This is a genomic window from Streptomyces sp. NPDC004111 (genome assembly GCF_042874215.1).
Classification (GTDB): Bacteria; Actinomycetota; Actinomycetes; order Streptomycetales; family Streptomycetaceae; genus Streptomyces.
Genome location: NZ_JBIAMU010000001.1, coordinates 986,019 through 1,011,498, shown reverse-complemented (window position 1 = coordinate 1,011,498; position 25,480 = coordinate 986,019). Strand labels below are relative to the sequence as shown.

Below are 25,480 nucleotides of genomic sequence, written 5' to 3'. Positions count from 1 at the left end.
GGGTACGACGTCACGGTGATGGCGGGCGTGCGGATCGGCCACGGCGCGATCGTCGCCTCCGGTTCGGTGGTCACCACCGACGTGCCCGACTACGGGATCGTCGGCGGCAACCCGGCCCGCCTCATCCGCACCCGGTACGAGGAGAAGGACATCGCCCGGCTGCTCGCGGTGGCCTGGTGGGACTGGCCCGCCGAGCACCTCACCGCACACGTACGGACCCTCATGTCCGGCAGCGTCGCGGAACTGGAGGCCGCGGCCCCGTGACACCGCCACCTCCCCCCGCACCACCGCTCCACCAGGACCACCGAGAGCACCGAGAGCACCGAGAGCACCGAGAGCACCGAGACCACCGACCGATCGCTCCCTGAAGGGCATTGCCCATGTCGTCCCGCCGTGCCCACATCGCGATGATCGGCACCCCCATCGTCAGCCACGTCCTGCCCGGCCTTGAGGTGATCCGCGAACTGGTGGCCCGGGGCCACCGGGTGATTTACGCCAATGACCCCGCGCTCGGCGAACTGACCGCCTCGGCCGGCGCCGAACCGGTCACCTGCACCTCCGTACTGCCGTTCGCCGACAACAACTGGCCGACGGACCCCATCGCCGCCATGGACCTCTTCCTCGACGACGCCGTGCAGGCGCTCCCTCAGCTGCGCGCCGCCTACGACGACGACCCCCCGGACCTCTACCTGTACGACATCGGCGCGTACGCCGGCCGCGCCCTCGCCGAGTCGCAGGGCCGCACGGTCGTACAGCTGTCCCCGACGTTCGTCGCGTGGAAGGGGTACGAGGAGGAAGTGGCGGCACCGCTGCGGCAGCTGCCGGGGGCCGACGCGCACCGGGAGAAGTTCGCCCGGTGGCTGGCCGGTTCGGGTGCGGCCACCACGGACGTGGACGCCTTCTCGGGTCCGCCGTCCCGGGCCCTGGCCCTGGTCACCCGGGCGATGCAGCCGCACGCGGACCGGGTCGACACGGACACGGTGACGTTCGTCGGCCCCTGTTACGGCCCGGCGGGCAGCGCGGACACCTGGACCCGCCCCGCCGGTGCCGAGAACGTCCTGCTGGTCTCGCTGGGCTCCGCGTACACCCGACAGCCCGACTTCTACCGCGCGTGCGTGGCGGCCTTCGGCGACCTGCCCGGCTGGCACGTCGTGCTCCAGATCGGCAAGCACACCGATCCGCTCGAACTGGGCGAGGTCCCGCCCCACATCGAGGTGCACTCCTGGGTTCCGCAGCGCGCGATCCTGGCGCAGGCGGACGCCTTCATCACCCATGCGGGGATGGGCGGTTGCGGGGAGGGGCTGCTGGCGGGCGTCCCGATGATCGCCGTCCCGCAGGCGGCCGAGCAGTTCATGAACGCCGACCGGCTCGTGGAACTGGGGGTCGCCCGCCGCATCGACACCGCGGACGCCACCCCCGAGGCGCTGCGGACCGCCCTGCACGCACTGGTCACGGACCCGGAGGTCGCCCGCCGCTCGGCAGCCCTGAGCGCCGACGCGCAGGCCGAGGGCGGCACGGCACGAGCGGCGGACCTGATCGAGGCGATGCTGCCCTGAGGTCGGGGTGCTCCGGGGGATGCCGCCCTGCCGCAGGCGTGGGCCCGGGGACGTTGCCCCGGGGCAGACGTGTGCCCCGGGGACGCTGCCCTGCGGCAAGCGTGCGTCTGGGGGACGCTGCCCAGATCGCCCCTCCCGGCTCCCTCCCCCGGCCGCCTCGACCCGACAGCCCGTCGCCCGGCTCCGTACACTCCCCCCGTGCCCTTTCCCGACGAACCGTCAACGGTGACGATCTCCCCCTATCTCCCCTCCTGGCCGGACGAGTTCGAGGTCCTGGCCGCCCGGCTGCACGACGCGCTGGGCGGCCTGGCCGTCGCGATCGACCACATCGGCTCCACCTCCGTGCCCGGTCTCCCCGCCAAGGACTGCGTCGACGTGCAGGTCCGCGTACGGCCGGGCGACCTGGAGCTGCGAGCGGCGGACATTGGGGCGGCGTTCGGCACGCTCGGGTTCCGCCGCCGCCCGGAGCCCTGGAACCAGGAGGAGACCTCCCTCGGGAGCCCGTGCCGCAAGCTCGTCTTCGCTCCCCCGCCCGGTGCCCGCCGCTGCAACGTCCACGTCCGTGAACACGACGCCCCCAACTCCCGCTTCGCCCTTCTCTTCCGCGACTACCTGCGCGCCGACGCCTCCGCCCGCGAGGCCTGGGGCACCTTCAAACGACGGCTGTCGGACGTCACTCCCGACCTCGCTTCATACGGGCAGATCAAGGCACCGGCCACGGACATCCTGGTGGCGGCGGCACAGCAGTGGGCCGTGGCGTCGGGCCGGCGGCCCTGAACCACCGCTATTCCTGCCGGATGTTCACCCGGAAGTCGGTGTGGAGAAAGCGCGCGGCACCGTCGGTGAAATCGTAGACCGCTGCCGTCCGGGGGTCCTCCAGAGAATCCGTCGGCGGCTTTCGCACGGCACTGGAGCGGCCCGGCGGCGAGTAGCGGGAGGTCAGGTGGTCGGGGCGGGGGTGTCCTGGCCGAAGGTGTTCGGGTCGTAGCCGTCCGGGACCTTGCCGCAGGGGGCGTAGCCGTGCACGGACAGGACGGAGCCCGAGGAGTTCCAGCGGACCGCGAGCCTGTCCTTCTCCTCGCCGTCCTCACCGTCGGAGGGTGTCGTGAGCCAGAGTCCCAGTGCGACGAGGTCGGTTCCGTCCTTGCCGTGGTGCCGCTCGTCGCGGTCGTCGGTGACCTGCCAGCCCTGGTCGGTCATCTGCTTGCGCAGTTGTTCGAGCGAGCGGCGTGCCTGCGCCTCCGGAACGTCGGGGACCTCCCAGGAGTGGCTGAAGCTGACGACGTCGGCGCGCGGCCGGTCGAAGTGGGCCAGGTAGCTCCAGCCCCGGTAGTAGCAGGAGCCGGTGTCCGTGCGGGACGCCTCGAAGGTGGCGGCGCGTTCGGTGGCGGGCAGGCCCAGTACGTCGTAGGCCTCCTGCGAGCGCTGCCTCAACTGTGCTTCCACGGCGACCGGTTGGACGTCGGGGTACGGAGTCCCGAACCACAGGCGCAGCACGCCGTACCCGCCCGCGACGAGCAGTACCGGTCCGAGGACGGCCAGGGTGGTGCGGACGGGCCGGTCGCGGAGCGCGCCGGACAGCTTCTTGATCATGCGGGCACGCTATCCACCGTGCCGGTGCGCGGCATGAGCCTCCGTACTCAGCAGGAGGCGGCCGTACTCAGCCGGAACGCTGCTGGGATCATCGAGGGGGCAGCGCACCCCTGCGCCCCTCACGGACCAGGAGCGGCACGGCATGACGGACGGAACGGTACAGACGGGCGCGGGCGCGGGCACAATCACGGATCCGGCCCACGGAGGCATCCCCCGCACGCCGCACACCGGGCGCGTCGTGCTGCTCAACGGGACGTCCAGTTCGGGCAAGAGCAGCATCGCCGGGGAGCTGGTCGGCATGCTCGACGCGACCTGGTTCCACATGCCGGTGGACGCCTTCCACGCCATGCGCAACTCCCATCCGCTGGCCGAGGCCGACGTCCAGGCGGAGATCGACCGCACCTGCAAGGGCTTCCACCGGGCGGTGGCCGGCATGGCGGCGGCCGGGAACAACGTGGTCGTCGACTATCCGCTCAGCCGGCGCTGGCGGCTGCTCGACCTGCTCGATCTGCTGGAGCCGGGGCGCACGGTGCTGGTGGGGGTGCGGTGTGCCCTGCCGGAGCTGGAGCGCTGGGAGGCCGCGCGGGGCGACCGGACGCCGGGGCTGGCCGCCGCGCAGTACGACCGGGTGCACTCCTACGGGCCGCACGACCTGGATGTGCACACCGACCGCGCCGACCCGCGTGCCTGCGCCCTGCGGATCCGGGACTTCCTGGCGGCCGGGACCCCGCCGGCCGCGTTCGCGACGCTGCGCCGGACCTTGCGGCGAACCGGCTGATCCGCGCCGCGCCCCGCCTCAGCCGTACTGGCGGCAGCGGCCGGAGAAGACCGTGGCGACCCGGGCGGCGAGCAGGTCCTGGGTGCTCTGCGCGGTGGCGGCGGCCGGGTCGGAGCCGAGCTGGAGGGCCAGGCCCTCGGTCAGGGAGTGGAGTTCGAGGGCGGCGCGGGCGGGGTCGGTGGCGGCGGGGACCTCGCCGCACTCCTTGCCGTTGTGGATCGCGGTGGCGAGCAGTTCGCGGATGTGGCGGCCGGTCCCGGCGTGCGCCTCGGCGAGCCGGGGGTTGTCGACGGTGCGGCCGAGGAAGGCCAGTACGACGCGGTGGGCGGAGCGGCGGCGCGGGTCGGCGGGCAGCCATTCGGCGAGGCCCTCCACCACCACGTCGCGGATGGGGAGCTGCTGGCGGGTGGCGCGCGCGCCGAGTTCCGACACCCGGTCCAGGACCTTGCCCACGACGCGTGCGTGGGTGAAGAGCAGCATGTCGTCCTTCGACGGGAAGTAGTGCTGCACATGGCCGACGGACACGCCCGCGACGGCGGCGGTCCGCGCCATGGTGACCCGGTCGAGTCCCTGCTCGGTGATCAACTCCTGCACTGCGTCGGCGACTTGAATGCGTCGCGCTTCATGATCCACGACTTTCGGCATGCACCCACGATATCTGCCGCACAGCCTTGCGCACGCCTTAAACAATATGCTCATATTGTAAAAACGTGAGGGTCGACGACGTCCAGCGGTGAGGGGTGCATTGCGGTGCGAAGTGGGATCAAGAGGCATGGCCGGGGCGGGAGTTGGGCGCGCTGCGGCATCCGGAAGGGCGGGCGGGGGCGGACCGGGAGGGGGCGCGTCCTGCGGGGGCTGGCCGTCGTGGGGCTGCTGGCCGCGCTCGCGCCGCCCGCCGCCGTAGCGGTGCCCGTGGCGGGGGCCGGGTTAGGCACCGCCGGCGGGGCGGGCCGGTGGGCGGAGGTGGACGCGTTCGTCCGGGGGCGGCTCGACGCGACCGGCACACCGGGCGCCGCGCTCGCCGTGATCGAGGGCGGCCGGGTGGTGCACCAGCGGGGCTTCGGCGAGGACGGGCGGGGGCGGGCGGTCACCCCGGACACCCCGTTCCTGTGGGGATCGGTGGCCAAGCCGGTCACCGGGCTCGCCGTGATGCAGCTGGTGGAGGCGGGGCGGGTGCGGCTGGACGCTCCCGTACGGACCTATCTGCCGTGGTTCGGGCCCGCCGGCGCACCTCCCGCGCGGGAGGACTCTGGCGAGAAGTCGACGGGCCGTATCACCGTGCGGCAGCTGCTCACCCACACAAGCGGGATCCCGGCCTCCGCCTCCTCGGACGTCACCGACCGCTTCGACAACTCCCCCGGCGCCCTCTCCCGCGCGGCCCACGACGTCGCGGACGCGGCGCCGGCCGCCCGCCCCGGCAGCACGTACGCCTACTCCAGCGCCGGATACGCGGTGCTCGGCGCGCTCGTCGAGCAGGTGTCCGGGCAGCCCTTCGGCGACTACCTGCGCGCGAAGGTGTTCGCCCCGCTGGGGATGCGGGGAGCCGTCGCCACCGAGGAGGACTTCGTACGGGAGCGGGTGCCGCCCGGCCACCGGTCCCTCTTCGGCAAGCAGGTGCGGTTCGACGCCCCGTACGACACCTCGGGCGTGCCGTACGGCTACGCGGGCGGCTCCCTGCGCGACCTGACCCGCTTCGTCCGTGCCGAGCTGGGCGGCGGCCGGCTGGACGGGCGGCAGGTGCTGTCGGCGCGCGGGATCGCCGACACCCAGTACGGACATGTGCCGAGCCGGACAGGACGGCACGGGCTCGGCTGGTCGGTCGGCGCGCTCGGGGGCACGGGCGAGCGGATGGTCTGGAAGGACGGGTCGCTGCCGGGCGGCTATCACGCGATGGTGGTGATGCTGCCCGACAGCGCACGCGCCGTGCTCGTCCTGCAGAACTCCTACCAGCAGTTGCGCGCCGTCGAGTTCGGTGACGCGGCCTTCGGGACGGCGCGGCTGCTGTCCGGTGCGGAGCCCGGCGGCACCACGCCCGACCGGTTCGCGCTCGTCCTGCCGTGGGCGGCTGCCGGGCTCGCCGCGGTGCTGCTGGTACTGGTGGTGCTGTCCGGGCGGGAGCTGCTGTGGCACCGGTCCCCGGCCGTCCGCTCGCGGCGCCGGACCGTCGTCGTGCACGCCGCCCTGGTCGCCGCCCCGCTCGCCCTCGCCGCGGCCCTGTGGTGGCTGCCCACCACGCTCGGCGGGACGGTGCCGATGACCCTGCTGTGGCTTCCCGACACCGGCTGGAGCTTGCTTACCGGTATCGGCCTCGCGCTGCTGCTCGCCGTCGAACGTGCGCTCCTCGGGACGGCGAGGCTGCGACGGTCGCACGGATAGCGAGCACGGACGGAAGTGCCGCACGGACGGGGGCGGCACACCTACCGGGGTGTCACACCGGCACGGCCGGAACCGCGCCGCTCACCCGGAAGCCGCTCCCCCGGGCGCGGGTCGGCGGGCTCAGGCCGCCAGGTCCGCCTGGTCCTTGTCCCTGACGTCGTCGGGCACGGTGCCCGCGTCCGTTACGCCGCCTCCGCGCACGGCGTCCCCGCGCTCCGTCTCCCGTGCCTCCGCGTCCCTCGCCTCCGCCCGCGCGCAGCACGTCCGCTCCAGCAGGGTGTCCGCCACCGACAGAGCGGCGTCGATTCTGGAGGTCGAGGTCGTCACGCACAGCGTGTACGCCACGTCGTCCAGCGCGCGCCGCGTCTCCAGGGTCGGCTTCTCGGCATGGGCGAGCCGGGTCTCGGCGTACCGGGTGAGGAGTTCGCGCAGCACCTTCGGGTCGGGCACCAGCATGAAGTGAGTCCCCTTCATCTCGTTGGTTCTCGTGTACTTCTCGTGTTTGTCCTGTGAGGCTGCGAATGCCCAGGGAACACGCCGGGCACACCGGCTGTTTTCCGCCAAACCGCACTCAGCCGGTCGTCAGCATGCCGGTCCGCAGGGTGCCGAGGATCCGGGTCAGCAGGCGGGAGACCTGCATCTGTGAAATTCCGAGCACCTCGCCGATCTCGGACTGGGTCAGTTCCTGGCCGAAACGCATGGACAGGATGCGGCGGTCGCGCTCGCTCAGCGCGTCGAGCAGCGGGCCGAGGGTGTGCAGGTCCTCGAAGAGCTCCATGCGCGGGTCGCAGGCCCCGAAGAAGTCTGCGTACGAGACGGGGGACTTGGCACTGTTGTCGTGCCCGGTCTCGGCGGGCAGGTCGAGGGAACCGGCGGTGTACCCGTTGGCGGCCACCAGGCCGTCGGTGACCTCGGCCTCCGTCAGCTCCAGGAGTTCCGCGAGTTCGGCGACGGTGGGGTCGCGGTCCAGGACCGTGGCCAGCTGCTCCTTGGCCTTCGCCAGTTCGGTACGGAGTTCCTGGAGGCGGCGCGGCACGTGCACGGCCCAGGTCGTGTCACGGAAGAAGCGCTTGATCTCGCCGGTGATGTAGGGGATCGCGAAGGAGGTGAACTCCACCTCGCGCGTGAGGTCGAACCGGTCGATGGCCTTGATCAGGCCGATCGTGCCCACCTGGACGATGTCCTCCAGGTCGCCGCTGCCCCGGTTGCGGAAGCGCCGCGCCGCGAACTTCACCAGGGAGAGGTTCATCTCGATGAGGGTGTTGCGCGCGTACTGGTAGGCGTGCGTGCCCTCCTCCAGCTCCTGGAGCCGGTCGAGGAAGATCTTCGACAGCTCGCGGGCGTCCTTGGGGGCGACGGTGGCAGGGTCGGCGATCAGGGGCAGGGCCGCTTCGGCCGGCTCCGCGGCGGGACGGACGCTCCCGGCCGGTGTTCCGGCCGGCTCCGCCACCGGGGCGGTCGCGGTCTCGGGCTTGCTGACGGTGGCGGACTGCGTCACGGTTCCTCCTCGGGCGCGGCGGGCGTACGCGGCACAGGTGCGTACGCGCCCCAGCCTTGCCCGGGAACACGCGTTCACTCCCCCCGGAGACGATCCATTGTGCGCGGTTTTGCGGCCGCGCCCGTTCCGGTGGTCGTCGTGACAAGTCCGATACCTGCCAACGCGCAGGCCAGCAGCCCGAGTTCGAGCGCGGACGGCGGGCCGGACGCGCCGGTGGCCCAGGAACCGATCCGCACCGAAAAGGGCACAGCGAGCTGGACCGAGGCGGTGAAGACCGGTCCGCGCAACAGGATCAGCCGGTGCTGGAGGAGGTAGGCGGGCGCGTAGACCGCCCCGCCGAGCACCGCGATCCCGGCCCACTGGGCGGCCGTGGCCCCGGGTGCGGCAAGGGCGAGCGGCAGCAGCAGCGCGGTCGCCGCGCCGAGGAGGACGGGGAGCGCCGCGAGCGGCTCGACACCGGGCAGCCGGGCCCGGTAGCGGAAGCCGTAGACGGCGAACCCGAGCACCGCGGCCACCGCGAGGAGCACTCCCACGAGGTCGGTGCGGCCCGGCTGCCCGCCGCTGCTGCCGCTGAGGGCGTACGCCGCCGTGGCGAGGGTGGCCAGGCACGCGCCCAGCGTTCTGCGCGGCCCGGCCCGCTCGCCGTGGCACAGGGCGCCCACCGCGAGCGCCGCGCACGGCATCAGGGCGACGACCGTGTTGGTGAGCGAGGTCCCCACCCGCCCGATGGCGAGCAGGGTGCAGGCGGCGTACAGCGCGAAGCCGAGCAGCGCGAGGTACGTCATCTCCCCCGGCCTGGCGAGGAGTCGGCGCATCTGGGCGCGCGCCGTCGGCCGGGCGGCGGCGAACGCCGCGAGGACCGCGCAGCACACTCCGCTGCGCCCGGCCGCCACGAGCAGCGGGTCGGTGCCCGCCACCAGCGCCCCGGACAGCAGCCAGGTCCCGGCGAGCAGTGCCACCAGGGCGGTGCTCAGGAGGGGGACGAGGAACCGCCGGGGGCCGGGTGCGGTGGGGCGGCCGGGTGCGGTGGTGCGGGGCATCCGGTCAGGCGACCGTCAGCTCGTTGAGGGCGACGTTGCCCCACTGGGTGTTGGCCGCCTTGACGACGAGGCGGACCTGCGACGTCGTGACGGGGGCGGGCAGGGTGAGGGTGCGGCGCTCGACGGTGGCGGTGTTGCTGTTCCAGGTGAGGGCCGCGTCGGTGAGCCTGGTCGTCCAGGTGCTGCCGTCCCAGGTCTGTACGTCGACCTTGGTGAAGCCCTGCCCCTGGCCGAAGTGGGTGGCGAGGGTGACGGAGCCGACGGTGCGGGCGGTGCGGAGATCGACGGTGACGGTGCCGGGCAGGACGGCCGGGTCCTTGCTGCCCCAGCTGGTGGCGTCGCTGCCGTCGACGATCGCGGCGATGGAGCCCTGGCCGGTGCCGAGTGTGGTGGACGCGACGGGGGCGCCCTGGCTGCCGGGGGCGGCCTGCACCGCGCCGATGTCGGGGGCGGAGGCGGTGGGGAGGGCGGCGCCGAGGATGTCCCGGCCGCCGTTGCCGGAAATGGCGAGCCCGGCGGCGATGGCGGCCGATCCGGAGAGCGGCTTGTAGCCCGCCAGGTCGTTGCGGGAGGTGGCGGTGCCGGGGGCGGTCAGCTTGGGGGCACCGGTGAGGGCGGCGGTGTCCGGCGGGACGGGGCCGCCCGCGTAGAGGTTGTTGCGGTAGGTGATGCCCGCGGTGTCGTACGCCAGCTTCGCCTGGTTGACGATGAGGTTGTTGCGGAAGGTGACGTTCTTCGGGTTGTGGTAGACCTGCGCGATTTTGTAGAGGGGGCGGGCGGACGTCGAGGTGGGCGCCACGTAGATGGTGTTGTTGTAGATGTCGACGCCGTCGGTGTTCGTCGAGAAGGTGAAGATCTCGTTGCCGTCGTGCTGGCTGATGTTGTAGCGGATGACGGCGCTGGCGGGGGCGGTGCCGAGCGAGACGGAGATGAAGAAGCCGCCGCCGTTGTCGTGGCTGTAGTTGTACTGGATCAGGCTGTCGTGCGAGGAGGCGTCCGCGTCGAAGGCGGTGCAGTCCAGGCCGCGACCGCCGAACCGGGTCCCGTACACCTCGTTGAACTGCACGGTCGTGCGGTCGGCGCCGGACCACCAGATGCCCACGTTGGTGGTCGTGGAGGTGGGGCGGGCGACGGTGTTGTACTCGATGAGGGTGTCGGCGACCTGGTTGGGGTTGATGCCGCCGGAGCCGACGTCGTGGACGTAGTTGTTGCGGATGACCAGGCCGGTGCTGGGGGTGAAGGTGCCGTACTCGGTGGTGGGGATGCCCAGTTCGCCCCAGAGTTCGTTCCAGCCCTCGCGGCGCATCCAGGTGGACCAGGTGGTGATGCCGTAGGCCTTGGTGTCGGCGATCTCGTTGTTCTCGATGAGCATGCCGGTGAAGTAGGTGGGGGTGGTGTTGCCCCGGACGTTGACCAGGATGCCGGCGGAGCCGATGTTGCCCTTGCCGACCTGGGCTATGCCGTCCATGCCGTGGACGTAGAGGTTGCGCAGGACGATGCCGGGGACGGGGCCGATGTCCTTGGCGCGGACCTCGACGCCGGTGCGCCAGGAGGTGCCGCCGGTGCCGTTGGTGACTTCGAGGCCGTCCAGGGTCCAGTGCTTGAGGTTTTCGAGCAGGACGGTGGAGGGGACGGCGGCGTTGCCGGCCAGGAGGGGTTTGGTGCCGGTGCCGTACGAGGTCACGGTGACGGGGGCGGCGGCGGTGCCGGAGCCCTTGGGGGCCAACTGCCCCGTCCAGGTGCGGTTGGTGGCGAAGCGGAGGGTGTCGCCGGGCTGGAAGGTGTGCTGGTTGACGCGGGGGAGGGTGCGCCAGGGGGTGGTGGGGGTGGTGCCGTCGGCGGTGTCGTTGCCGGACTGGGAGTCGACGTAGTACGTGGTGCCGGTGCCGCCCGTGGCGGAGGCGGTGGGGGTGGCCTGTGCGGCGGGGCTGGTCGCGGCGGAGGCGGTGCCGGGGGCGGCTAGGGCGAGGGTGGCGCCGAAGGCGGTGGTGAGGAAGGTGCGTCTGGTGGGGGTCATGGGGGCTGCTACTCCTTGGTCCTGGGAGGGGTGGGGTTGGAGTGGAGCGGTGGGGCTGGGGCGGAGGTGGGGCGGGGCGGGGCGGAAGGGTTCGGCTCCGCCGGGGGCCGCCCCCTTGCCCGCCCGTTCCGCCCCCGGGGGCGGCCCCGTCGCCCAAGGAGGCGGCGGGGGGGGAGGGTGCGGCCCCGGGGGGTGGGCGGCGTCAGAGGTGGGTTCGCCAAAGACTTTTCATATATGGCGGGGTGAGACGCCCCCGCGTCAAGGGGTCGGACGCGGGAGAGGTGTGTCGATGTCGTAGAGCCGGGCGTTGAAGTGGTTCAGGGCGTGACGGACCGCGCCCAGGGTGACCGCCCGTTCACCGAGTGCCGAGATCGCCAGCTCCGGCGGCTCCAGGCACAGCGGGTCCAGGTGCCGCCGCAGCGGCTCCACCAGCACGTCCCCCGAGCGGGACAGCCCGCCGCCGACCACCACCAGCGCCGGATCGACCGTCAGGACCAGCGCCGCGATCCCCTCCGCCAGGTCGTGCGCGTACTGCTCCACCGCCCAACGGGCCGCCGGATCCCCGTCCCTGGCCCGTCCGAAGACGTGCTCCGCGACCTCCTGCGGCAGGGTGCCCGGCGGCAGCCCCGGGCAGCCCGCCAGGTGCGAGGGCGCCCGGTGCCAGCCGACCAGCGGCAGCGCCCCTATCTCGCCCGCGGCCCCCCTGCGCCCCCGGTGGATGCGGCCGTCGATCAGCATTCCGGCGCCGGTACGCACCCCGGAGAGGACGAAGACCAGGTCGGTGACGTTCTGGGCGAGACCGGTCCAGTTCTCCGCGAGGGCGGCGAGGTTGCAGTCGTTCTCGACCAGGACCGGGCAGCGGAAACCGGCGCCCAGTTCGGCCGCGAGGTCCACGCCCACCCAGTCGGGCAGGCCCACGCACAGCCGCACCACACCCTCCGCGGTGACGACTCCGGTGGTGCCCACGCAGACGGCGGCGATCCCGTCCGCCGACAGCCCGGCCTCCTTCAGCGCCTCCTCCACGACCGCGCGGGTGCCGTTCAGCCGCTCGGCCCGCCCGCACCCGGCGTCCACCGGCCGGGTACAGGCGGTCACCACCGTGCCGTCGAGCGCGGCCACGGTGGCGCGCACGCTGTACGAGCCGATGTCGACCCCGAGGACGTGCCTGCCGGTGGAGTGGAACGCCACCAGCCGCGCAGGACGTCCCATCTGCCCCGTTTCGGGCGGGAGTTCCCTGAGCCAGCCGGCCGCCAGCAGTTCCTCCACGAGGCTCTCCACGGTGGGCCTGGACAGGCCCGCCCGCCGGGAGAGTTCGGTGAGGCTGACCGGGCCCCCGTCACGCACCGTGCGCAACGTAGTGACCAGGTTGATCCGGCGCAAGCGCGAGGTATCGCCTCCGTGCTGTGTCAAAACGTCACCACGTTCTCCCTTGACAGCATCTGTACGGAGAAATAAAAACAGTCTTCATTAGTAACTGGCAAGCACGTCATCCAGACGTCACATCCAGAAGTCACCCGTCAGAAGAGCCAGTTCGTTCGGAAGGACTCCCATGGTCACACTCGCCGTCATCGGCGCGGGGCTGCGCGGGCAGAGCTACGCCCGGCGCGCCCTGGAGACCGGGCGGGCCAAGGTCGTCGCGGTGGCCGAGCCCGATCCGGTCCGGCGCCGCGCGATGGCCGAGGAGCACGGCGTACCGGCGGAGCGGGTGTTCGCCGACTGGCGCGATCTGCTGGCGCGGGAGCGGCTCGCGGATGCCGCGATCGTCGCCACCCAGGACCGGATGCACCGCGAACCGGCCGTCCGGGCCGCCGAGTTGGGGTACGACATCCTGCTGGAGAAGCCGATGGCGCACCGCGAGGACGAGGCGCGTGCCATCGCCGACGCGGCGGACCGGCACGGCGTCCTGCTCGCGGTCTGCCACGTCATGCGCTACACCCCGTACACCGCGGCCCTCAAGGAGCTGATCGACGGCGGCCGGATCGGCAGCGTCGTGAACATCCAGCACCTGGAGCAGATCGGCTGGTGGCACCAGGCCCACTCGTTCGTGCGCGGCAACTGGCGCCGGGAGGACGAGTCGGCGCCCATGCTGCTGGCCAAGGCCTGCCACGACCTCGACTGGATCGCCTACGTCAAGGGTGAACTGCCGGTGCGGGTCAGCTCGTTCGGCGCGCTCACCCACTTCCGGCCCGAGCAGCGTCCCGAGGGCGCCACCGACTCCTGCCTGACCTGCCCGGTCGAGCGCGACTGCGCGTACTCCGCCAAGCGGATCTACCTGGACTGCCTGGGCGACCCGGAGAAGGAGTTCTGGCCGCTGTCGGCGGTCACCGGGGCCCGTACGGAGGAGGGCGTGCTCGCCGCGCTCGCGGACGGACCGTACGGCAGGTGCGCGTACGCCGGCGGGAACGACGTCCTGGACAACCAGGTGGTGAGCATGGAGTTCGCCGACGGTACGAACGCGACCTGCACGGTCACCGCGTTCGCCGCGCTGGAGCACCGCAAGACCCGGATCTTCGGCACCCGCGGGTCGATCGAGGGCGACGGGGTGACCCTGCGCGTGCACGACTTCCTCACCGACACGGTGGCGGTGGTGGAGACCGGCGCCGGGGCGGACGCCTCGGCGGCGGCCGGACACGGCGGCGGGGACGCGACGATGTTCGACGCGTTCGTCGACGCCATCGACAAGCGGGACCCCTCCCTGGTCCTCACCAGCGGGTACGAGAGCCTCGCCACGCACCGCGTGGTGTGGGCGGCGGAACGGGCGCGGCACACCGGGACGGTGGTCGCCCTGGATTCGCCCACCTAGCCCCGGCCCCTCTGGCCGGACCCTCGCAGCACCCCTGCCGCACCGCAGGCACCCCCACACACGTACGCAAGTCCTTGCAGTCCCGATGACGCGATGAAAGGCATCACCATGCGCAAGCTGACGGCCGTCCTGACCGTGGGCGCGCTCGCCCTGAGTGTGGGCGCGTGCGGCAAGAAGAACGGTGGCGGGGACAGCGCCGCCGCCAACAAGGAACTGGTCTACCGCTCCTCCTGGGGCGCGGACGAGCCGCAGGGCAAGGCCATGAAGGCACTCTTCGACGACTTCGCGAAGGAGACCGGCACCAAGGTCGACGTGAAGTTCGTGGGCCGCAAGGGCAACGACAACCTGGCGACCGAGATGGCCGCCGGCCAGGGCCCCGACCTGTTCGACACCTCCACCGACACCATCGACCGGTTCGCCGCGCAGAACCTGGCCGCGCCGCTCGACGACGTACTGAAGAAGCAGGTGCCGGGCGAGGGCAAGCCGGTCTCCGAGGTGCTGTCGCAGGCGGTGCGGGACGCGTCCGGCACGGACAAGGGGCTGGCCTTCGTCCCGCACACGGTGATCTCCACCGCCGTGTGGTTCGACGCGGCCAAGCACCCGGTGAAGACGCCCAAGAGCTGGGAGGACTTCGTCGCCTACCTGGACACGGCGAAGAAGGCGGGACGCTCCCCCCTCGCCCAGGACGGCACGATCAACTTCTACAACGTGTACTGGTTCTACAGCGCGCTGGTACGGGCGAACGGCGAGGGCAGCATGAAGGCGCTCGCCACCGACCCGGCGGCCTGGGACAAGCCGGAGGTCCTGGCGGCGGCCAGGAAGGTGGAGCAGCTCGCCCGGGGCGGCTACTTCCAGAAGGACTTCATGGCCACCAAGTTCCCGGCGGCGCAGGACGGCTGGGCGCAGGGCAAGTACGACCTCAACATCAACGGCACCTGGCTGGCCGGTGAGACCAAGCCGAAGCTGCCGGCCGACGCCAGGGTGACGTCCTTCCAGCTGCCGGTGGGCGGCAAGGACTCGGTTGAGGTGGGCACCCTCGGCTGGGGTGTGAACGCCAAGGGCCACAACCCGGACACCGCAAAGGAGTTCCTGGCCTTCGCGCTGCAGAAGAAGTACGCGCAGGCCCTGTCGGAGGGCGCGCTGAGCATCCCGGCGCGCGGTGACGTGCCCGCCCCGGCGCACCTGGCCGGGATACAGAAGGACGTGGCCGACGCGAAGGCCACGCACCGGACGTACGACGGGGCCGCGGCCGACCAGAAGTGGTGGAACGACGTGTTCCTGCCGATCGACGACAAGCTGGTCTCGGGGAAGTCGGACGCGGCTGCGTTCGTCAAGGAAGGCAAGGCCGCGACGGCCTCGTACCTGAAGAACAAGAGCTGACGCGATGGGTACGAGCACACTGACCCCGGGCCCGGTCGGGGAGGCGGAGCAGTCGGCTCCGGCGAGCGGGTCCGCACCGCACGAGAAGGGCCGGAGGCTCCGGCCGGCCCGGGAGCGCGCCTTCTGGCCGTTCCTGCTCCCCGCGCTGCTCGGCTACAGCCTGCTGTTCGTGCTGCCCGCGCTGTACGGGTTCTGGGTCAGCCTGAACAAGTGGGCGGGGCCCGGTTCCGCGATGGAGTGGCGGGGGCTGTCCAACTACACGGCGCTGCTGGACAACGACGCGTTCCGCACGTCCTTCGTCAACACCTTCGTGCTGGCGCTGGGCGGCGGGGTGGCGGTGTTCGGCTTCACCTTCCTGTCGATGGTGGTGCTGCGGCAGGCGAAGGGCCGGGGGTTCATCCGGTCGGTGGTCTTCCTGCCCATGATCATTTCGATGATCGCGGTGGGCGCGGCCATCGGGTTCCTGCTCAACCCGGAGGGCGTGGTCAACACCGTCTTCGGCTGGGTGGGCCTGGACCCGCAGCCGTGGCTGGGGCCCGACATGGTGTTCCGGTGCGTGATCGGCGGCCTGGTGTGGTCGAGCACCGGCTTCTACGTGGCGCTGATGATGTCGGCGGCCGACTCGATCCCGCCGTACCTCTACGAGGACGCGAAGCTGGTCGGGGCCACCAAGTGGGAGCAGTTCCGCTACATCACGCTGCCGCTGACCTGGGACGTGTTCGCGGTGTGCGCGGTGCTGTGGGTGGTGAACAGCCTGAAGGTGTTCGAGATCGTGATCGCCTTCACGACGGCGGGCACCCCGGGCAGCCCGCCGTTGCAGGCGCGGACGGTGGCGGTGCAGCAGTTCCTGTCGGTGACCAACAACGGCGGTGCGCCGGAGCTGGGTTCGGCCGCCGCGATGGGCGTGTTCGTACTGATCGTGACGACGGTGCTGGTCTGGCTGACCCGTCGAATCACCCGTCGTGAGCGAGTGGAGCTGTCGTGAGTGCTGAGACCGTTGTACGCAGTGGCGGGCGGGGTACGTCGGTGTGGTCGCCGCGCCGGCTGTTCGGCGACCTCCTCGTCCCCCGGGTCACCTCGCTCGCGCTGTGGCTGTGGGTGGCCTTCAACCTCGCCCTGGTCGGCTGGGTGGGCATCCAGTCGCTGAAGGAGTCGGGCGAGGTCTGGCTGTCGCCGTTCGGGCTGCCGGACAGTCCGCAGTGGAGCAACTACGGCACCGCGTGGAAGGCGGCCGGGTTCTCCTCGGCGGCGCTCACCAGCACGCTGCTCACCCTGGTCGGCTCGCTGCTCATCGTGGCGCTGGCCGCCCCGGCGGCGTACGTCCTCGCCCGTTCCACGCGGCGGGTGGCGGGGCCGTTGACCGGCTATTTCGCGATGGGCATGAGCATTCCGCTCCAGACGGTCGTCATCCCGATCGTGGTCGTCAAGCTCTCGGTGAGCAGCTTCATGATCGACTGGGTGACGGGCTGGTGGGACAACCGCATCACGCTGCTGGTCTTCCAGGTGGTGCTGTCGCTGCCGTTCACCGTCTTCGTGCTGACCGGCTATCTGCGCTCGCTCCCGCAGGAGATCGAGGAGGCGGCCGAGCTGGACGGCGCGGGTCCGCTGCGCGCGTTCGTCCAGGTGGTGCTGCCGATCGCCCGCCCGGCCATGACCACGGTGCTGGTGCTCAATGTGATCGGGCTGTGGAACGAGACGCTGCTGGCCCTCCTGATCACCCCGCTGCCGGAGGAACGGACGCTGCCCGCGGCCCTGTTGAGCCTGTACGGCAGCATGCAGTACAGCTCCGACTGGGGGGCGCTGTTCGCCGGGATCACGATCCTGGTGTACCCGATGATCGTGCTGTACCTGTGGCTGGGGCGGCGGATCGTGGAGGGGATGACGGCGGGCATCGGCAAGTAGCACGGACACCCGGCCACCACGTACGTTCCGCACTGCCGCCCGCTCGGGGCGTGCGGGGAGGAGCAGGTGATGGCCGCGTCCGGAGGTTCGACCCGTCGTGCGGTGCTGGGAGCGGGGGCGGTGCTGCCGCTCGGGCTGGTGGGCTGCGGCTCCGGGAGCGGGTCCGGCGCCCCGGGCTCCCCGTCCGCGGCACCGCCATCGGCGTCCGCCACGGCCACCGAGGCGGCGGGGGCCGCCCGGCACACCGCACGGTTCGCCGCGCTGGAACGCGCGCACGGCGCGCGGCTCGGGGTGTACGCCCTGGACACCGGGAGCGGGACGGCCCTGGCCCACCGGCCCGACGACCGGTTCGCCTTCTGCTCCACCTTCAAGACGCTCGCGACGGCGGCGGTGCTGCACGCGCGTCCGCCAGCCCATCTCGACAAGCGCGTCACCTTCACCCGGGCCGAGGTCAACTCCATCTCCCCCGTCGCCGAGAAGCACATCGGCACCGGGATGACCGTCCGGGAACTCATGGACGCCGCCGTCCGCCACAGCGACGGCACCGCGGGCAACCTGCTGATGCGCGAGATCGGCGGACCCGCGGGGCTCACCTCGTACCTGCGTGGACTCGGCGACTCCGTCAGCCGGATGGACCAGTACGAGCCCGAGCTCAACAACGCCCGCCCCGGCGACCCGCGCAACACCACCACCCCGCGCGCCGCCGCCGGCCTGCACCGCGGCCTCCTGCTCGGGGACGCGCTGCCCGCCCGGCAGCGCGCCTTGCTGAAGGACTGGCTGCTGCACACCCGCACCGGGCAGCAGCGCATCCTGGCCGGCGTCCCCGCCTCCTGGACCGTCGCCCACAAGACCGGCACCGGCAACTACGGGCGGGCCAACGACATCGCCGTGCTGTGGCCGCCGAGGGCCGCCCCGCTCGTCCTGGTGGTCCTGACCGACCGGGCCGGGTACGAGGCGGAGCCGAAGGAGGCGCTGATCGCGGAGACGGCGCGGTACGTGGTCTCCGTACTCGCGGGGCGTGCCTGAGCACCCCCCCACGCGCGGGACGCGGCTGAGCGACGCACCCGAAAAAACGCACACTCAAATGTTCACTCGAACAATCTCGTGTTAGAAAGGGGGCATGGGAGTCGCCAATCGCCTTGATGTGACCCTGCGCCTCGTGCAGGGCTCGGACCGGGTCGCCGTGTCCGAGCTCGCGCACCGGCTCGGGGTGTCCGAGATGACCGTCCGCCGCGACCTGGCCGAACTGGAGCGCCAGGGCCTGGTCGAGCGGGTGCACGGCGGTGCGGTCGCCACCCGGGCGCGGGAGGACGGCGCCGGGTTCGCCGCCCGGGAGCCGTGGCAGTCCGCCACCAAGGACCGGCTGGGCAGGGCCGTCGCCGAACTGGTCGAACCCGGCTCGCGGGTGCTGCTCGACGCGGGCACGACGACCGTGCACGTCGCCGAGCACCTGGCGGCCCGGGGCCCGCTGACCGTCGCGGTGCTGAGCATCCAGGCGGCGGTGCGCCTCGCCGACCGGCCCGGCATCGAGCTGCTCGTGGTGGGCGGGCGCTCCCGCCCTGGCGAACGCTCGCTGGTGGGGCCGCTGGCGCTGCGTACCCTCGAAGCCCTCGCGTTCGACTGCTTCGTGATGTCGATCGGCGGGGTGCACGGCGAGCACGGCTGGTCGGAGTTCTCGCTCGACGACGCCGCGGTCAAACAGGCCGGGCTCGCCCAGTCGGCGCGCACGGTGGCGGTCGCGGACGCGACGAAACTCGGGGTCCGCTCCTTCAGCAGGGTCGCCGCGCCGGGCGCGGTGGACACCTTCGTGACCGACACCGCCGCCGAGGACGCGGCCACCCACCCGCACGGACCGACAACCCTCGCGGCTCTGCGGGAGGCGGGCGTGCACACGCGCCTCGTCTGACCCCCGTACCCGCCGCACCACCAGGAGTTGAGCAGACAGCCATGACCACCGCACCCCACGGCCCGCTGATGATCCTCGTCGCCGGGCCCTACAGATCCGGCACCGGCGACGACCCCGCCAAGCTGCACGCGCACGTGACCGCCATGAACGAGACCGCGCTCGCCCTCTTCCGGGCCGGCCACCTCCCGGTCACCGGCGAGGCGCTGGCGCTGCCCCTGCTGGAGACGGCCGGCAGCACCGGCCCCGGCGACGGCCTCTACGACGAGATCTTCCACCCGGTGGCGGAGCGGCTGCTGGCCCGCTGCGACGCGGTGCTGCGGATCGGCGGCCCCTCCGAGGGCGCGGACCGGATGGTCGCGCAGGCCCGCTCCCAGGGCGCGCGGGTCTTCACCGACCTCGGCGAGATCCCGGCGGCGACCACCTCATGAACCACACCGACTCCCCCGGCACCCCCGGCATCGACGTCCCCGACCGCCGCGGCCGGACCGCCCTCGACACCCACGGCCGCGACCTGACCGGCAACCCCCGGGTGCGGGTCCGGGACGTGGAGGTGCTGTCCTGCGACTGGTACGTGCTGCGCAGGACCACCTTCGACTTCCAGCACAGCGACGGGAGCTGGAGCCGCGAGCAGCGCGAGACCTACGACCGGGGCGACGGCGCGACGATCCTGCTGTACGACCCGCAGCGCGCCACCGTGCTGCTCACCCGGCAGTTCCGGCTGCCCGCGTACGTCAACGGCCACCCGGACGGCATGCTCGTCGAGACGGCCGCGGGGCTGCTGGACGGCCACGGCCCCGAGGAGGCGATCCGCCGCGAGGCCGCCGAGGAGACCGGCCACACGGTCGGCACCCCGCAGCGCGTCTTCGAGGTCTACATGAGCCCCGGCTCCGTCACCGAACGGCTGCACTTCTTCGCCGCCCCCTACGGCCGCCACACCGCCACCTCGGCGGGCGGCGGCGTGGCGGCCGAGGGCGAGGACATCACGACCCTCGAACTCCCCTTCACCGAGGCCCTGCACCGGATCAGAACGGGCGAGATCGCCGACGCGAAGACCATCATGCTGCTCCAATGGGCAGCCCTGGAAGGCCCGTTCGCCCCGCTCGGCTGACCCCGCGCGAGCGGCCCCGCGGCGGACGTCGGTTTCCGGCACGGCGGGCGTGTCTCGTTCCTGAGGCTGTGAAGCCGGTTCTTTTCGGTTTACGATCCCTCGCATGTTGATTCGCCATGTTCTGCGAATGATCATCGCCTTTGCCGTGATCCTCACCGTGGGGGTGGTCCAGGGCGGCGTGAGCGCCGCCCGGACCACGGATGCGGGGAGGGACCCGGCCGCCGCCGGACGGCAACTCCTCTTCTACAACCACGCCTACGGCGTGCTCGACCGGGCGACCGCCGACGCCATCGAGCACTCCGCCTATCTGCGCACGTTCGCCGACTTCGAGGTCCGTACGACCACGGGCTCCGGCGGGCAGGTCTGGACCGGCCGCTACCTGCTGGGCCGCGAGACCTATCTGGAACTCTTCGGGGTGGGCGACCTGCCCGGCCAGGACGGGGTGCTCGGGGCCGCCGGGATGGGGATCTCCACCGAGCGGGACGGCGACCTGGACACCGTGATCCAGCGGCTGCGCGAGTCGGGGATCAGCGACCCGCTGCTGTTCCAGCAGACCCGGGACTTCGGCGACGGGAAGCCGGTGCCGTGGTTCGACGCCGTCTTCACCACCGGCGAGTACGACGCCTTCGGCACCTGGGGCATGGAGTACCGGCCCGAGTACTTCGCCGATCCGCGCGGCAAGACGGGCCCCGCCCGCTACCCCGGCGACGTCGGCAGGGACCGCTACCTCCGCGACGACTACCGCAAGCACCTGATGCGCGACGTGACGTCGATCCGGCTCGGGGTCACCGCGCGCGACCTGGCCAACACGGTGCCGCTGTTGCGGGCGGGCGGCTTCGACGTCCGGCCGGTCAAGGGCGGCGGTGTGATCGCCAGGGGCGGCACCACGACGATCCGGCTGGACTCCGTGCCGCGCGACCGGGCGGGGCTGAAGAAGATCGTGTTCGGGCTCAACCGGGCGGTCGCGCACCGGCACGTGGAGCGGATCGGCAACTCGGACCTCGTGGTGGGACCGGGCAAGCGCGCCGTGTGGACCTTCGGCACCACGGCGGGCGCCGGCCGCTGACCCGGCGGTGATCACCCTTGACCGGTCTTCCCGCGCCTGCCTAGCCTGCCGTAAACAGCCGAAATGGTGAACGGCGTTCGGAATGTCGAACCCCGTAGGCGAGCCGCAGGAACAGGAGCCCCGGTGTCAGCAATACCCGTACCCGTCTGGAGCATCGACCCGCGAACCGGCGAGCGGCGCGAACAGGCGGCGGAGGAGGCCACCGAGGCGGCCGTCGACGCCGCGGTCCGCGCCGCCCGCACCGCCCTCGGCCCGCTCGCCGACCGGGCGGTGCGCTCCGCCTTCCTGCGCACCGCCGCCGGTCTCCTGGACGAGGCGCGGCCCGAACTGGTGGCCCTCGCGGACTCCGAGACGGCGCTCGGCACCACCCGGCTTGGCGGTGAACTCACGCGCACCTGCTACCAGTTGAGGCAGTTCGCGGACGCCGTCGACGCGGGCTCGTTCCTCGACGTCATCATCAGCCACCCGGACTCCTCGGCCACTCCCCCGGTCCCCGACCTGCGCCGCTACAAGGTGCCCCTGGGCGTCGTCGCGGTCTACGCGGCCTCCAACTTCCCCTTCGCCTTCTCCGTCGCGGGCGGCGACACCGCGAGCGCGCTCGCCGCGGGCTGCCCGGTCGTGGTCAAGGCCCACCCCGACCACCCGGCCACCTCGGAGGCCACCGTCGCGGTGCTGCGCCGGGCCGCCGCCCGGCACGGTCTGCCCGCGGGCGTCGCCGGTCTGGTCCACGGCTTCGACGCGGGTGTCACGCTGGTCGCGCATCCGCTGGTCGCGGCGGCCAGCTTCACCGGTTCGGTACGGGGCGGGCGCGCGCTCTTCGACGCCGCGGCGGCACGCCCCCGCCCGATCCCCTTCCACGGCGAACTCGGCTCGCTCAACCCGGTCGTGGTGACCGGGCCCGCCGCCACCGAACGCGCGGAGGACATCGGGACGGGGCTGGCCGCCTCGATGACGATGGGCGTCGGGCAGTTCTGTGTGAAGCCGGGGCTGGTGCTGGTTCCGGCGGACGCGGCGGGCGACCGGCTGGTGAAGGCACTCGGCCAGTCCCTGGTGGACGTCGCGCCGGGGGTCATGCTGGACCACCGGATGCGGGACGCCTTCGTCTCCGGGGTCGGCGAGCGCTCCCGGCTGCCCTCCGTCGAGACGCCCGTCGCCCCCGCCCCCGGCGACGCGCACACGGTCGCCGCGGCCCTCCTCACGGTGCCCGCGGACCGGCTCGCCGCCGAGGACGGCCCGCACGACCTGCTGCTGGAGGAGTGCTTCGGCCCGGTCACCGTCGTCGTACGGTACGAGGACCAGGCGCAGGCGGACGCGGTGCTGGGGAGGCTGCCCGGCAACCTGACCGCCACCCTGCACGTCTCCGCGCAGGAGGCGTCGTCGGGCAGCGCGGCGGACCTCCTCGCCCGGCTGGCCCCGCTGGCCGGACGGGTCCTGGTCAACTCCTGGCCCACCGGCGTCGCGGTGGCCCCCGCCCAGCACCACGGCGGCCCCTACCCGGCGACCACCTCCACCTCCACCTCGGTCGGCCTCACCGCCACCGAGCGCTGGCTGCGCCCGGTCGCGTACCAGAACACCCCGGAGGCACTGCTCCCGCCGGAACTGCGCGAGGGCAACCCGCTGGGCCTGCCCCGCACGGTGGACGGCCGCCGGGAGGGCTAGCGGACGGGAGAGCAGGGCGGCGCGTCTCCTCGGCGGCGCGTCCGCCTGGCCTCGCGGTCGAGGGCCCAGGCGTCGGCGACCGGTCCGAGGTGGCCGAGCTTGTCGGGGTTGGCCACTCCGCGCACGGCCCCGATCCGCCCGTCGACGACGTCGAGGACCAGCGTGTTGAGGACCCTGCCGTCCCGGTCGCGGAAGACCGCCCCGGGCTGCCCGTTGATCTCCCGCGTCTCGAACGTCACCCTGATGCGCCCCATCATCGGGAAGAAGGAGCCCAGCACCCGGGCCACGCCGTCCGCGCCCACCACGGCCCGGGGCAGCCGCGGGGCCTTGCCGCCGCTGTCCCCGACGAGTTGTACGTCGGCGGCCAGCAGGCTCCGCAGCCCGTCCACGTCACCGTCCCGCATCGCGTCGAAGAAGCGCGTCGCCAGCTCCTGCCGCTCCCGCCGGTCCGCCGTGAACCTCGGCCGCCCGTCCCGCATGTGCCGCCGCGCCCGTACGACGAGCTGCCGGCAGGCCGCCTCTGACCGCCCCACCGCCTCGGCCACCTCGTCGAACCCGAAGCCGAACACCTCGCGCAGCACGAACGCCGCACGCTCCAGCGGACTGAGCCGCTCCAGCAGCAGGAGCGCCGCCACCGACACGGAGTCGGCCAGCTCGGCGGCGCGTGCCGGATCCTGGTAGGGGTCGCTCAGCAGCGGCTCGGGGAACCACGGCCCGATGTACTCCTCGCGCCGCACCCGCGCCGAACGCAGCACGTCGATGGCGATCCGGGTCACCGTGGTGCACAGAAAGCCCCGGGTGGAGACGGGCCGGGTCGCCGCCGCGTCGAACCGCAGCCACGCCTCTTGCACGGCGTCCTCGGCCTCCCCCACACTGCCGAGAACGCGATAGGCGAGCGAGAACAGCAACGGCCGCAACACCTCGAACTCCTCGGCCTCGGTCACGTCGTTCCCCTCTCTCCGGGTCTCTCCCGCGGTGCGGGTACCGCCCCCACCCCTTGGGACGAGTCGGCCCGAGCCCCTGTGACACGGTCCCGGACGACGCCCACGAAAATCCGTCACCGCCGCCCCGCCGCCCCGCCGCTCCGACGCCCACCGGCCGGCCCGGCAAAAACGGTGCCCGCACAGGGGTTCGCCCCCGCCCGTTCCTGGAAGACTCGGCAGGAACGCATCTCCGGCGCAGGGGCGGGGGTGCCCGGAGCGTGGAGGCCCCCCTTGACCCTCGTGCTCTTGTCGGCCGTGCTGCTGGCGCTGCTGCTCGTCGTCACCCTGGTCAAGGCGGTCCAGGTGGTTCCCGAGGCCCACGCGGGCATCGTGGTGCGGTTCGGCAGCTATTCGCGGACCCTGCGCTCCGGCCTGCACTTCGTGGTGCCGTTCGTCGACTCCGTCCGCCACCGGATCGACCTCCGCGAGCAGGTCGTGTCGTTCCCCCCGCAGCCGACGTTCATCCGCAACGGCGTCGTCTGCACCATCGACCACTGCGTGTACTACGAGGTCACCGATCCCCGGGCCGCGACGTACGAGGTGGCCGACCACCTCCAGGCGATCGAGCAGCTCTCCCGCTCCACGCTGCGCGACATCGTCGGCGGCATGGACCTGGACCGCCTCCTGACCTCCCGTGCCGAGATCAACGCGGCGCTGCGCGGGGTCCTCCACGAGGCGGCCCTGCCGTGGGGCGTCCTGGTCCACCGCGCCGAGCTGAAGGCGGTCGAACCGCCGACCTCCGTCCAGGACTCGCTGGAGAAGCAGTTGCGTGCCGATCGCGACAAGCGGGCGTCGATCCTGCAGGCGGAGGCGATGCGGGAGAAGGCGCTGCTGGAGGCGGAGACCGAGCGGGACGTGGCGGCGATCCTGGCCCACCGGGTCGCCGCCACCGCGCCCGGCTCCGGACCGCCCGTACCGCCGTCGCCCACCCCGCCCCCACCGCGCGGGCAGGAGGGCGCGCCCCAGCCGCTGCGGGAGGACGACCCGCGCCGCGTCGACCGCTACACGCTCACCGCGAGGCTGGGCGAGGGCGGGATGGGGACGGTGTTCCTGGGCCGGTCGCCCGGTGAGCGGATGGTCGCGGTCAAGGTGGTGCACGGCCGGTTCGCGGCCGACCCGACGTTCCGGGAGCGCTTCGCCCGGGAGATCGAGGCTGCCCGGCGGGTGGGCGGATTCCACACCGCGGCCGTGGTGGACGCGGACGCCGAGGCCGAAAGCCCGTGGCTGGTCACCGAGTACATCCCGGGTCCCTCGCTGCACGACGTACTGCGACTCCACGGTGCGATGCCGCCAAGGACCCTGCACAGCATGGCACTTGGGGTCGCCGAAGCACTGGAGGGCATCCATGGCGCCGGCATCATCCACCGCGACCTCAAGCCCGGCAACATCATCGTCTCCGCCACCGGACCGCGCGTCATCGACTTCGGCATCGCCCGCGCCTTCGACAGTGCCGCGCTGACCCGCACCCACATGGTGATGGGCAGCCGGGGCTTCCTCGCACCGGAGCAGCTCGCTGGCGCGGCCACCAGCTCCGCCACTGATCTCTACGCCTACGGCATGGTGCTCTGCCACGCCGCCGGCGCGGCGCCCTCCCCGGACGACTCCGCCTGCCGCTCGCCCCTGGAACTGCTGCCGTCCACCCTCGCCCCGCTCGTCGCCCGCTGCCTGGACGCCGAGCCCGCGCGCCGTCCGACCTGCGCCGAGGTCCTGCGGGAGCTGACCGGCGAGCACGCGCCGGCGGCCGACGACTGGCTCCCGCCCGCGGTGCGCACGATGGTGGATCTGCACAACGCGCCTACCGTGCGGCCCCGTTGA

General features: G+C 72.6%; 23 protein-coding genes and 1 pseudogene. 16 read left to right on the top strand and 8 right to left on the bottom strand.

Features of this window, described 5'->3' with window-relative positions; all coding sequences use genetic code 11:
* From ACFYVL_RS04545 to ACFYVL_RS04535, 3 genes and pseudogenes are all read left to right on the top strand, one after another.
* A pseudogene (locus tag ACFYVL_RS04545) lies at positions 1-264 on the top strand (antibiotic acetyltransferase); the annotation flags it as partial.
* A gap of 116 nt (positions 265-380) precedes the next feature.
* A complete protein-coding gene (locus ACFYVL_RS04540) occupies positions 381-1,556 on the top strand; it encodes a macrolide family glycosyltransferase (RefSeq protein ID WP_389241282.1) in 1,176 nt (391 codons plus the stop codon).
* A 198-nt stretch (positions 1,557-1,754) separates the two neighbouring features.
* Positions 1,755-2,333: a GrpB family protein gene (locus tag ACFYVL_RS04535; RefSeq protein ID WP_389241281.1), complete on the top strand. Its 579-nt coding sequence runs from the start codon at positions 1,755-1,757 to the stop codon at positions 2,331-2,333.
* 162 nt (positions 2,334-2,495) lie between these two features.
* Here ACFYVL_RS04535 and ACFYVL_RS04530 read toward each other — a convergent pair whose 3' ends face one another.
* Positions 2,496-3,149 carry a hypothetical protein gene (locus ACFYVL_RS04530; protein ID WP_389241280.1) on the bottom strand — a complete coding sequence of 218 codons (654 nt, stop codon included), beginning with the start codon at positions 3,147-3,149 and terminating at the stop codon, positions 2,496-2,498.
* 142 nt (positions 3,150-3,291) lie between these two features.
* On the opposite strand from ACFYVL_RS04530, the gene ACFYVL_RS04525 reads away from it, so the two are divergent.
* Positions 3,292-3,927 carry a chloramphenicol phosphotransferase CPT family protein gene (locus ACFYVL_RS04525; protein ID WP_389241279.1) on the top strand — a complete coding sequence of 212 codons (636 nt, stop codon included), beginning with the start codon at positions 3,292-3,294 and terminating at the stop codon, positions 3,925-3,927.
* 18 nt (positions 3,928-3,945) lie between these two features.
* Here the strand turns inward: ACFYVL_RS04525 and ACFYVL_RS04520 are convergent, their stop codons facing one another.
* Positions 3,946-4,572, bottom strand: a complete 627-nt coding sequence (locus ACFYVL_RS04520) for a TetR/AcrR family transcriptional regulator (RefSeq protein WP_389241278.1) — start codon at positions 4,570-4,572, stop codon at positions 3,946-3,948.
* Between the two features lie 219 nt (positions 4,573-4,791).
* Here ACFYVL_RS04520 and ACFYVL_RS04515 point away from each other — a divergent pair, with 219 nt between their 5' ends.
* Positions 4,792-6,303, top strand: a complete 1,512-nt coding sequence (locus tag ACFYVL_RS04515) for a serine hydrolase domain-containing protein (RefSeq protein WP_389241277.1) — start codon at positions 4,792-4,794, stop codon at positions 6,301-6,303.
* A gap of 120 nt (positions 6,304-6,423) precedes the next feature.
* Here the strand turns inward: ACFYVL_RS04515 and ACFYVL_RS04510 are convergent, their stop codons facing one another.
* From ACFYVL_RS04510 to ACFYVL_RS04490, 5 genes are all read right to left on the bottom strand, one after another.
* The gene (locus tag ACFYVL_RS04510) at positions 6,424-6,777 is read right to left on the bottom strand and encodes a DUF5133 domain-containing protein (RefSeq protein WP_389241276.1); all 354 of its coding nucleotides are present in this window, start codon (positions 6,775-6,777) and stop codon (positions 6,424-6,426) included.
* 97 nt (positions 6,778-6,874) lie between these two features.
* The gene (locus ACFYVL_RS04505; RefSeq protein ID WP_389241324.1) at positions 6,875-7,753 is read right to left on the bottom strand and encodes a SigB/SigF/SigG family RNA polymerase sigma factor; all 879 of its coding nucleotides are present in this window, start codon (positions 7,751-7,753) and stop codon (positions 6,875-6,877) included.
* Between the two features lie 122 nt (positions 7,754-7,875).
* Complete coding sequence (locus ACFYVL_RS04500; protein ID WP_389241275.1) at positions 7,876-8,841, bottom strand: EamA family transporter; 966 nt, start codon at positions 8,839-8,841, stop codon at positions 7,876-7,878.
* Positions 8,842-8,845: 4 nt separating this feature from the next.
* A complete protein-coding gene (locus ACFYVL_RS04495; RefSeq protein ID WP_389241274.1) occupies positions 8,846-10,858 on the bottom strand; it encodes a discoidin domain-containing protein in 2,013 nt (670 codons plus the stop codon).
* A gap of 258 nt (positions 10,859-11,116) precedes the next feature.
* Positions 11,117-12,202, bottom strand: coding sequence for an ROK family protein (locus ACFYVL_RS04490; protein ID WP_389241273.1), 1,086 nt, complete (start codon positions 12,200-12,202; stop codon positions 11,117-11,119).
* A 205-nt stretch (positions 12,203-12,407) separates the two neighbouring features.
* Between ACFYVL_RS04490 and ACFYVL_RS04485 the strand changes: the two genes are divergently transcribed.
* The 10 genes from ACFYVL_RS04485 (at position 12,408) to ACFYVL_RS04440 (ending at position 22,682) form a co-directional block, all read left to right on the top strand.
* Positions 12,408-13,661, top strand: a complete 1,254-nt coding sequence (locus ACFYVL_RS04485; protein WP_389241272.1) for a Gfo/Idh/MocA family protein — start codon at positions 12,408-12,410, stop codon at positions 13,659-13,661.
* 93 nt (positions 13,662-13,754) lie between these two features.
* On the top strand, positions 13,755-15,041 hold the full coding sequence (locus ACFYVL_RS04480; protein WP_389241271.1) for an ABC transporter substrate-binding protein: 1,287 nt from the start codon (positions 13,755-13,757) through the stop codon (positions 15,039-15,041).
* A gap of 4 nt (positions 15,042-15,045) precedes the next feature.
* A complete protein-coding gene (locus tag ACFYVL_RS04475) occupies positions 15,046-16,026 on the top strand; it encodes a carbohydrate ABC transporter permease (RefSeq protein ID WP_389241270.1) in 981 nt (326 codons plus the stop codon).
* Positions 16,023-16,943 carry a carbohydrate ABC transporter permease gene (locus ACFYVL_RS04470; protein WP_389241269.1) on the top strand — a complete coding sequence of 307 codons (921 nt, stop codon included), beginning with the start codon at positions 16,023-16,025 and terminating at the stop codon, positions 16,941-16,943. Before ACFYVL_RS04475 ends, ACFYVL_RS04470 begins: the two co-directional genes overlap by 4 nt.
* A 69-nt stretch (positions 16,944-17,012) precedes the next feature.
* Positions 17,013-17,969 carry a class A beta-lactamase gene (gene bla, locus ACFYVL_RS04465; RefSeq protein ID WP_389241268.1) on the top strand — a complete coding sequence of 319 codons (957 nt, stop codon included), beginning with the start codon at positions 17,013-17,015 and terminating at the stop codon, positions 17,967-17,969.
* A gap of 94 nt (positions 17,970-18,063) precedes the next feature.
* Entirely contained in the window at positions 18,064-18,849 is a 786-nt protein-coding gene (locus ACFYVL_RS04460) for a DeoR/GlpR family DNA-binding transcription regulator (protein WP_389241267.1), read from the top strand.
* 41 nt (positions 18,850-18,890) lie between these two features.
* Positions 18,891-19,277, top strand: coding sequence for a DUF4406 domain-containing protein (locus tag ACFYVL_RS04455; protein WP_389241266.1), 387 nt, complete (start codon positions 18,891-18,893; stop codon positions 19,275-19,277).
* The gene (locus ACFYVL_RS04450) at positions 19,274-19,957 is read left to right on the top strand and encodes an NUDIX domain-containing protein (protein ID WP_389241265.1); all 684 of its coding nucleotides are present in this window, start codon (positions 19,274-19,276) and stop codon (positions 19,955-19,957) included. Before ACFYVL_RS04455 ends, ACFYVL_RS04450 begins: the two co-directional genes overlap by 4 nt.
* Positions 19,958-20,084: 127 nt before the next feature.
* Entirely contained in the window at positions 20,085-21,023 is a 939-nt protein-coding gene (locus tag ACFYVL_RS04445) for a DUF5829 family protein (RefSeq protein WP_389241323.1), read from the top strand.
* A gap of 123 nt (positions 21,024-21,146) precedes the next feature.
* Complete coding sequence (locus ACFYVL_RS04440; protein ID WP_389241264.1) at positions 21,147-22,682, top strand: aldehyde dehydrogenase (NADP(+)); 1,536 nt, start codon at positions 21,147-21,149, stop codon at positions 22,680-22,682.
* Here the strand turns inward: ACFYVL_RS04440 and ACFYVL_RS04435 are convergent.
* Positions 22,679-23,626, bottom strand: coding sequence for an RNA polymerase sigma-70 factor (locus ACFYVL_RS04435; protein WP_389241263.1), 948 nt, complete (start codon positions 23,624-23,626; stop codon positions 22,679-22,681). The genes ACFYVL_RS04440 and ACFYVL_RS04435 overlap by 4 nt on opposite strands.
* 279 nt (positions 23,627-23,905) lie before the next feature.
* Between ACFYVL_RS04435 and ACFYVL_RS04430 the strand changes: the two genes are divergently transcribed.
* A complete protein-coding gene (locus tag ACFYVL_RS04430; protein ID WP_389241322.1) occupies positions 23,906-25,480 on the top strand; it encodes an SPFH domain-containing protein in 1,575 nt (524 codons plus the stop codon).

Bases quoted from the DNA above. Each gene is read 5' to 3' on its own strand.
- ACFYVL_RS04540 (WP_389241282.1), top strand. From the start codon at position 381: ATGTCGTCCCGCCGTGCCCACATCGCGATGATCGGCACCCCCATCGTC.
- ACFYVL_RS04530 (WP_389241280.1), bottom strand. From the start codon at position 3,149: ATGATCAAGAAGCTGTCCGGCGCGCTCCGCGACCGGCCCGTCCGCACC.
- ACFYVL_RS04525 (WP_389241279.1), top strand. From the start codon at position 3,292: ATGACGGACGGAACGGTACAGACGGGCGCGGGCGCGGGCACAATCACG.
- ACFYVL_RS04520 (WP_389241278.1), bottom strand. From the start codon at position 4,572: ATGCCGAAAGTCGTGGATCATGAAGCGCGACGCATTCAAGTCGCCGAC.
- ACFYVL_RS04510 (WP_389241276.1), bottom strand. From the start codon at position 6,777: ATGAAGGGGACTCACTTCATGCTGGTGCCCGACCCGAAGGTGCTGCGC.
- ACFYVL_RS04500 (WP_389241275.1), bottom strand. From the start codon at position 8,841: ATGCCCCGCACCACCGCACCCGGCCGCCCCACCGCACCCGGCCCCCGG.
- ACFYVL_RS04495 (WP_389241274.1), bottom strand. From the start codon at position 10,858: ATGACCCCCACCAGACGCACCTTCCTCACCACCGCCTTCGGCGCCACC.
- ACFYVL_RS04485 (WP_389241272.1), top strand. From the start codon at position 12,408: ATGGTCACACTCGCCGTCATCGGCGCGGGGCTGCGCGGGCAGAGCTAC.
- ACFYVL_RS04480 (WP_389241271.1), top strand. From the start codon at position 13,755: ATGAAAGGCATCACCATGCGCAAGCTGACGGCCGTCCTGACCGTGGGC.
- ACFYVL_RS04475 (WP_389241270.1), top strand. From the start codon at position 15,046: ATGGGTACGAGCACACTGACCCCGGGCCCGGTCGGGGAGGCGGAGCAG.
- bla (WP_389241268.1), top strand. From the start codon at position 17,013: ATGGCCGCGTCCGGAGGTTCGACCCGTCGTGCGGTGCTGGGAGCGGGG.
- ACFYVL_RS04460 (WP_389241267.1), top strand. From the start codon at position 18,064: ATGGGAGTCGCCAATCGCCTTGATGTGACCCTGCGCCTCGTGCAGGGC.
- ACFYVL_RS04455 (WP_389241266.1), top strand. From the start codon at position 18,891: ATGACCACCGCACCCCACGGCCCGCTGATGATCCTCGTCGCCGGGCCC.
- ACFYVL_RS04450 (WP_389241265.1), top strand. From the start codon at position 19,274: ATGAACCACACCGACTCCCCCGGCACCCCCGGCATCGACGTCCCCGAC.
- ACFYVL_RS04445 (WP_389241323.1), top strand. From the start codon at position 20,085: ATGATCATCGCCTTTGCCGTGATCCTCACCGTGGGGGTGGTCCAGGGC.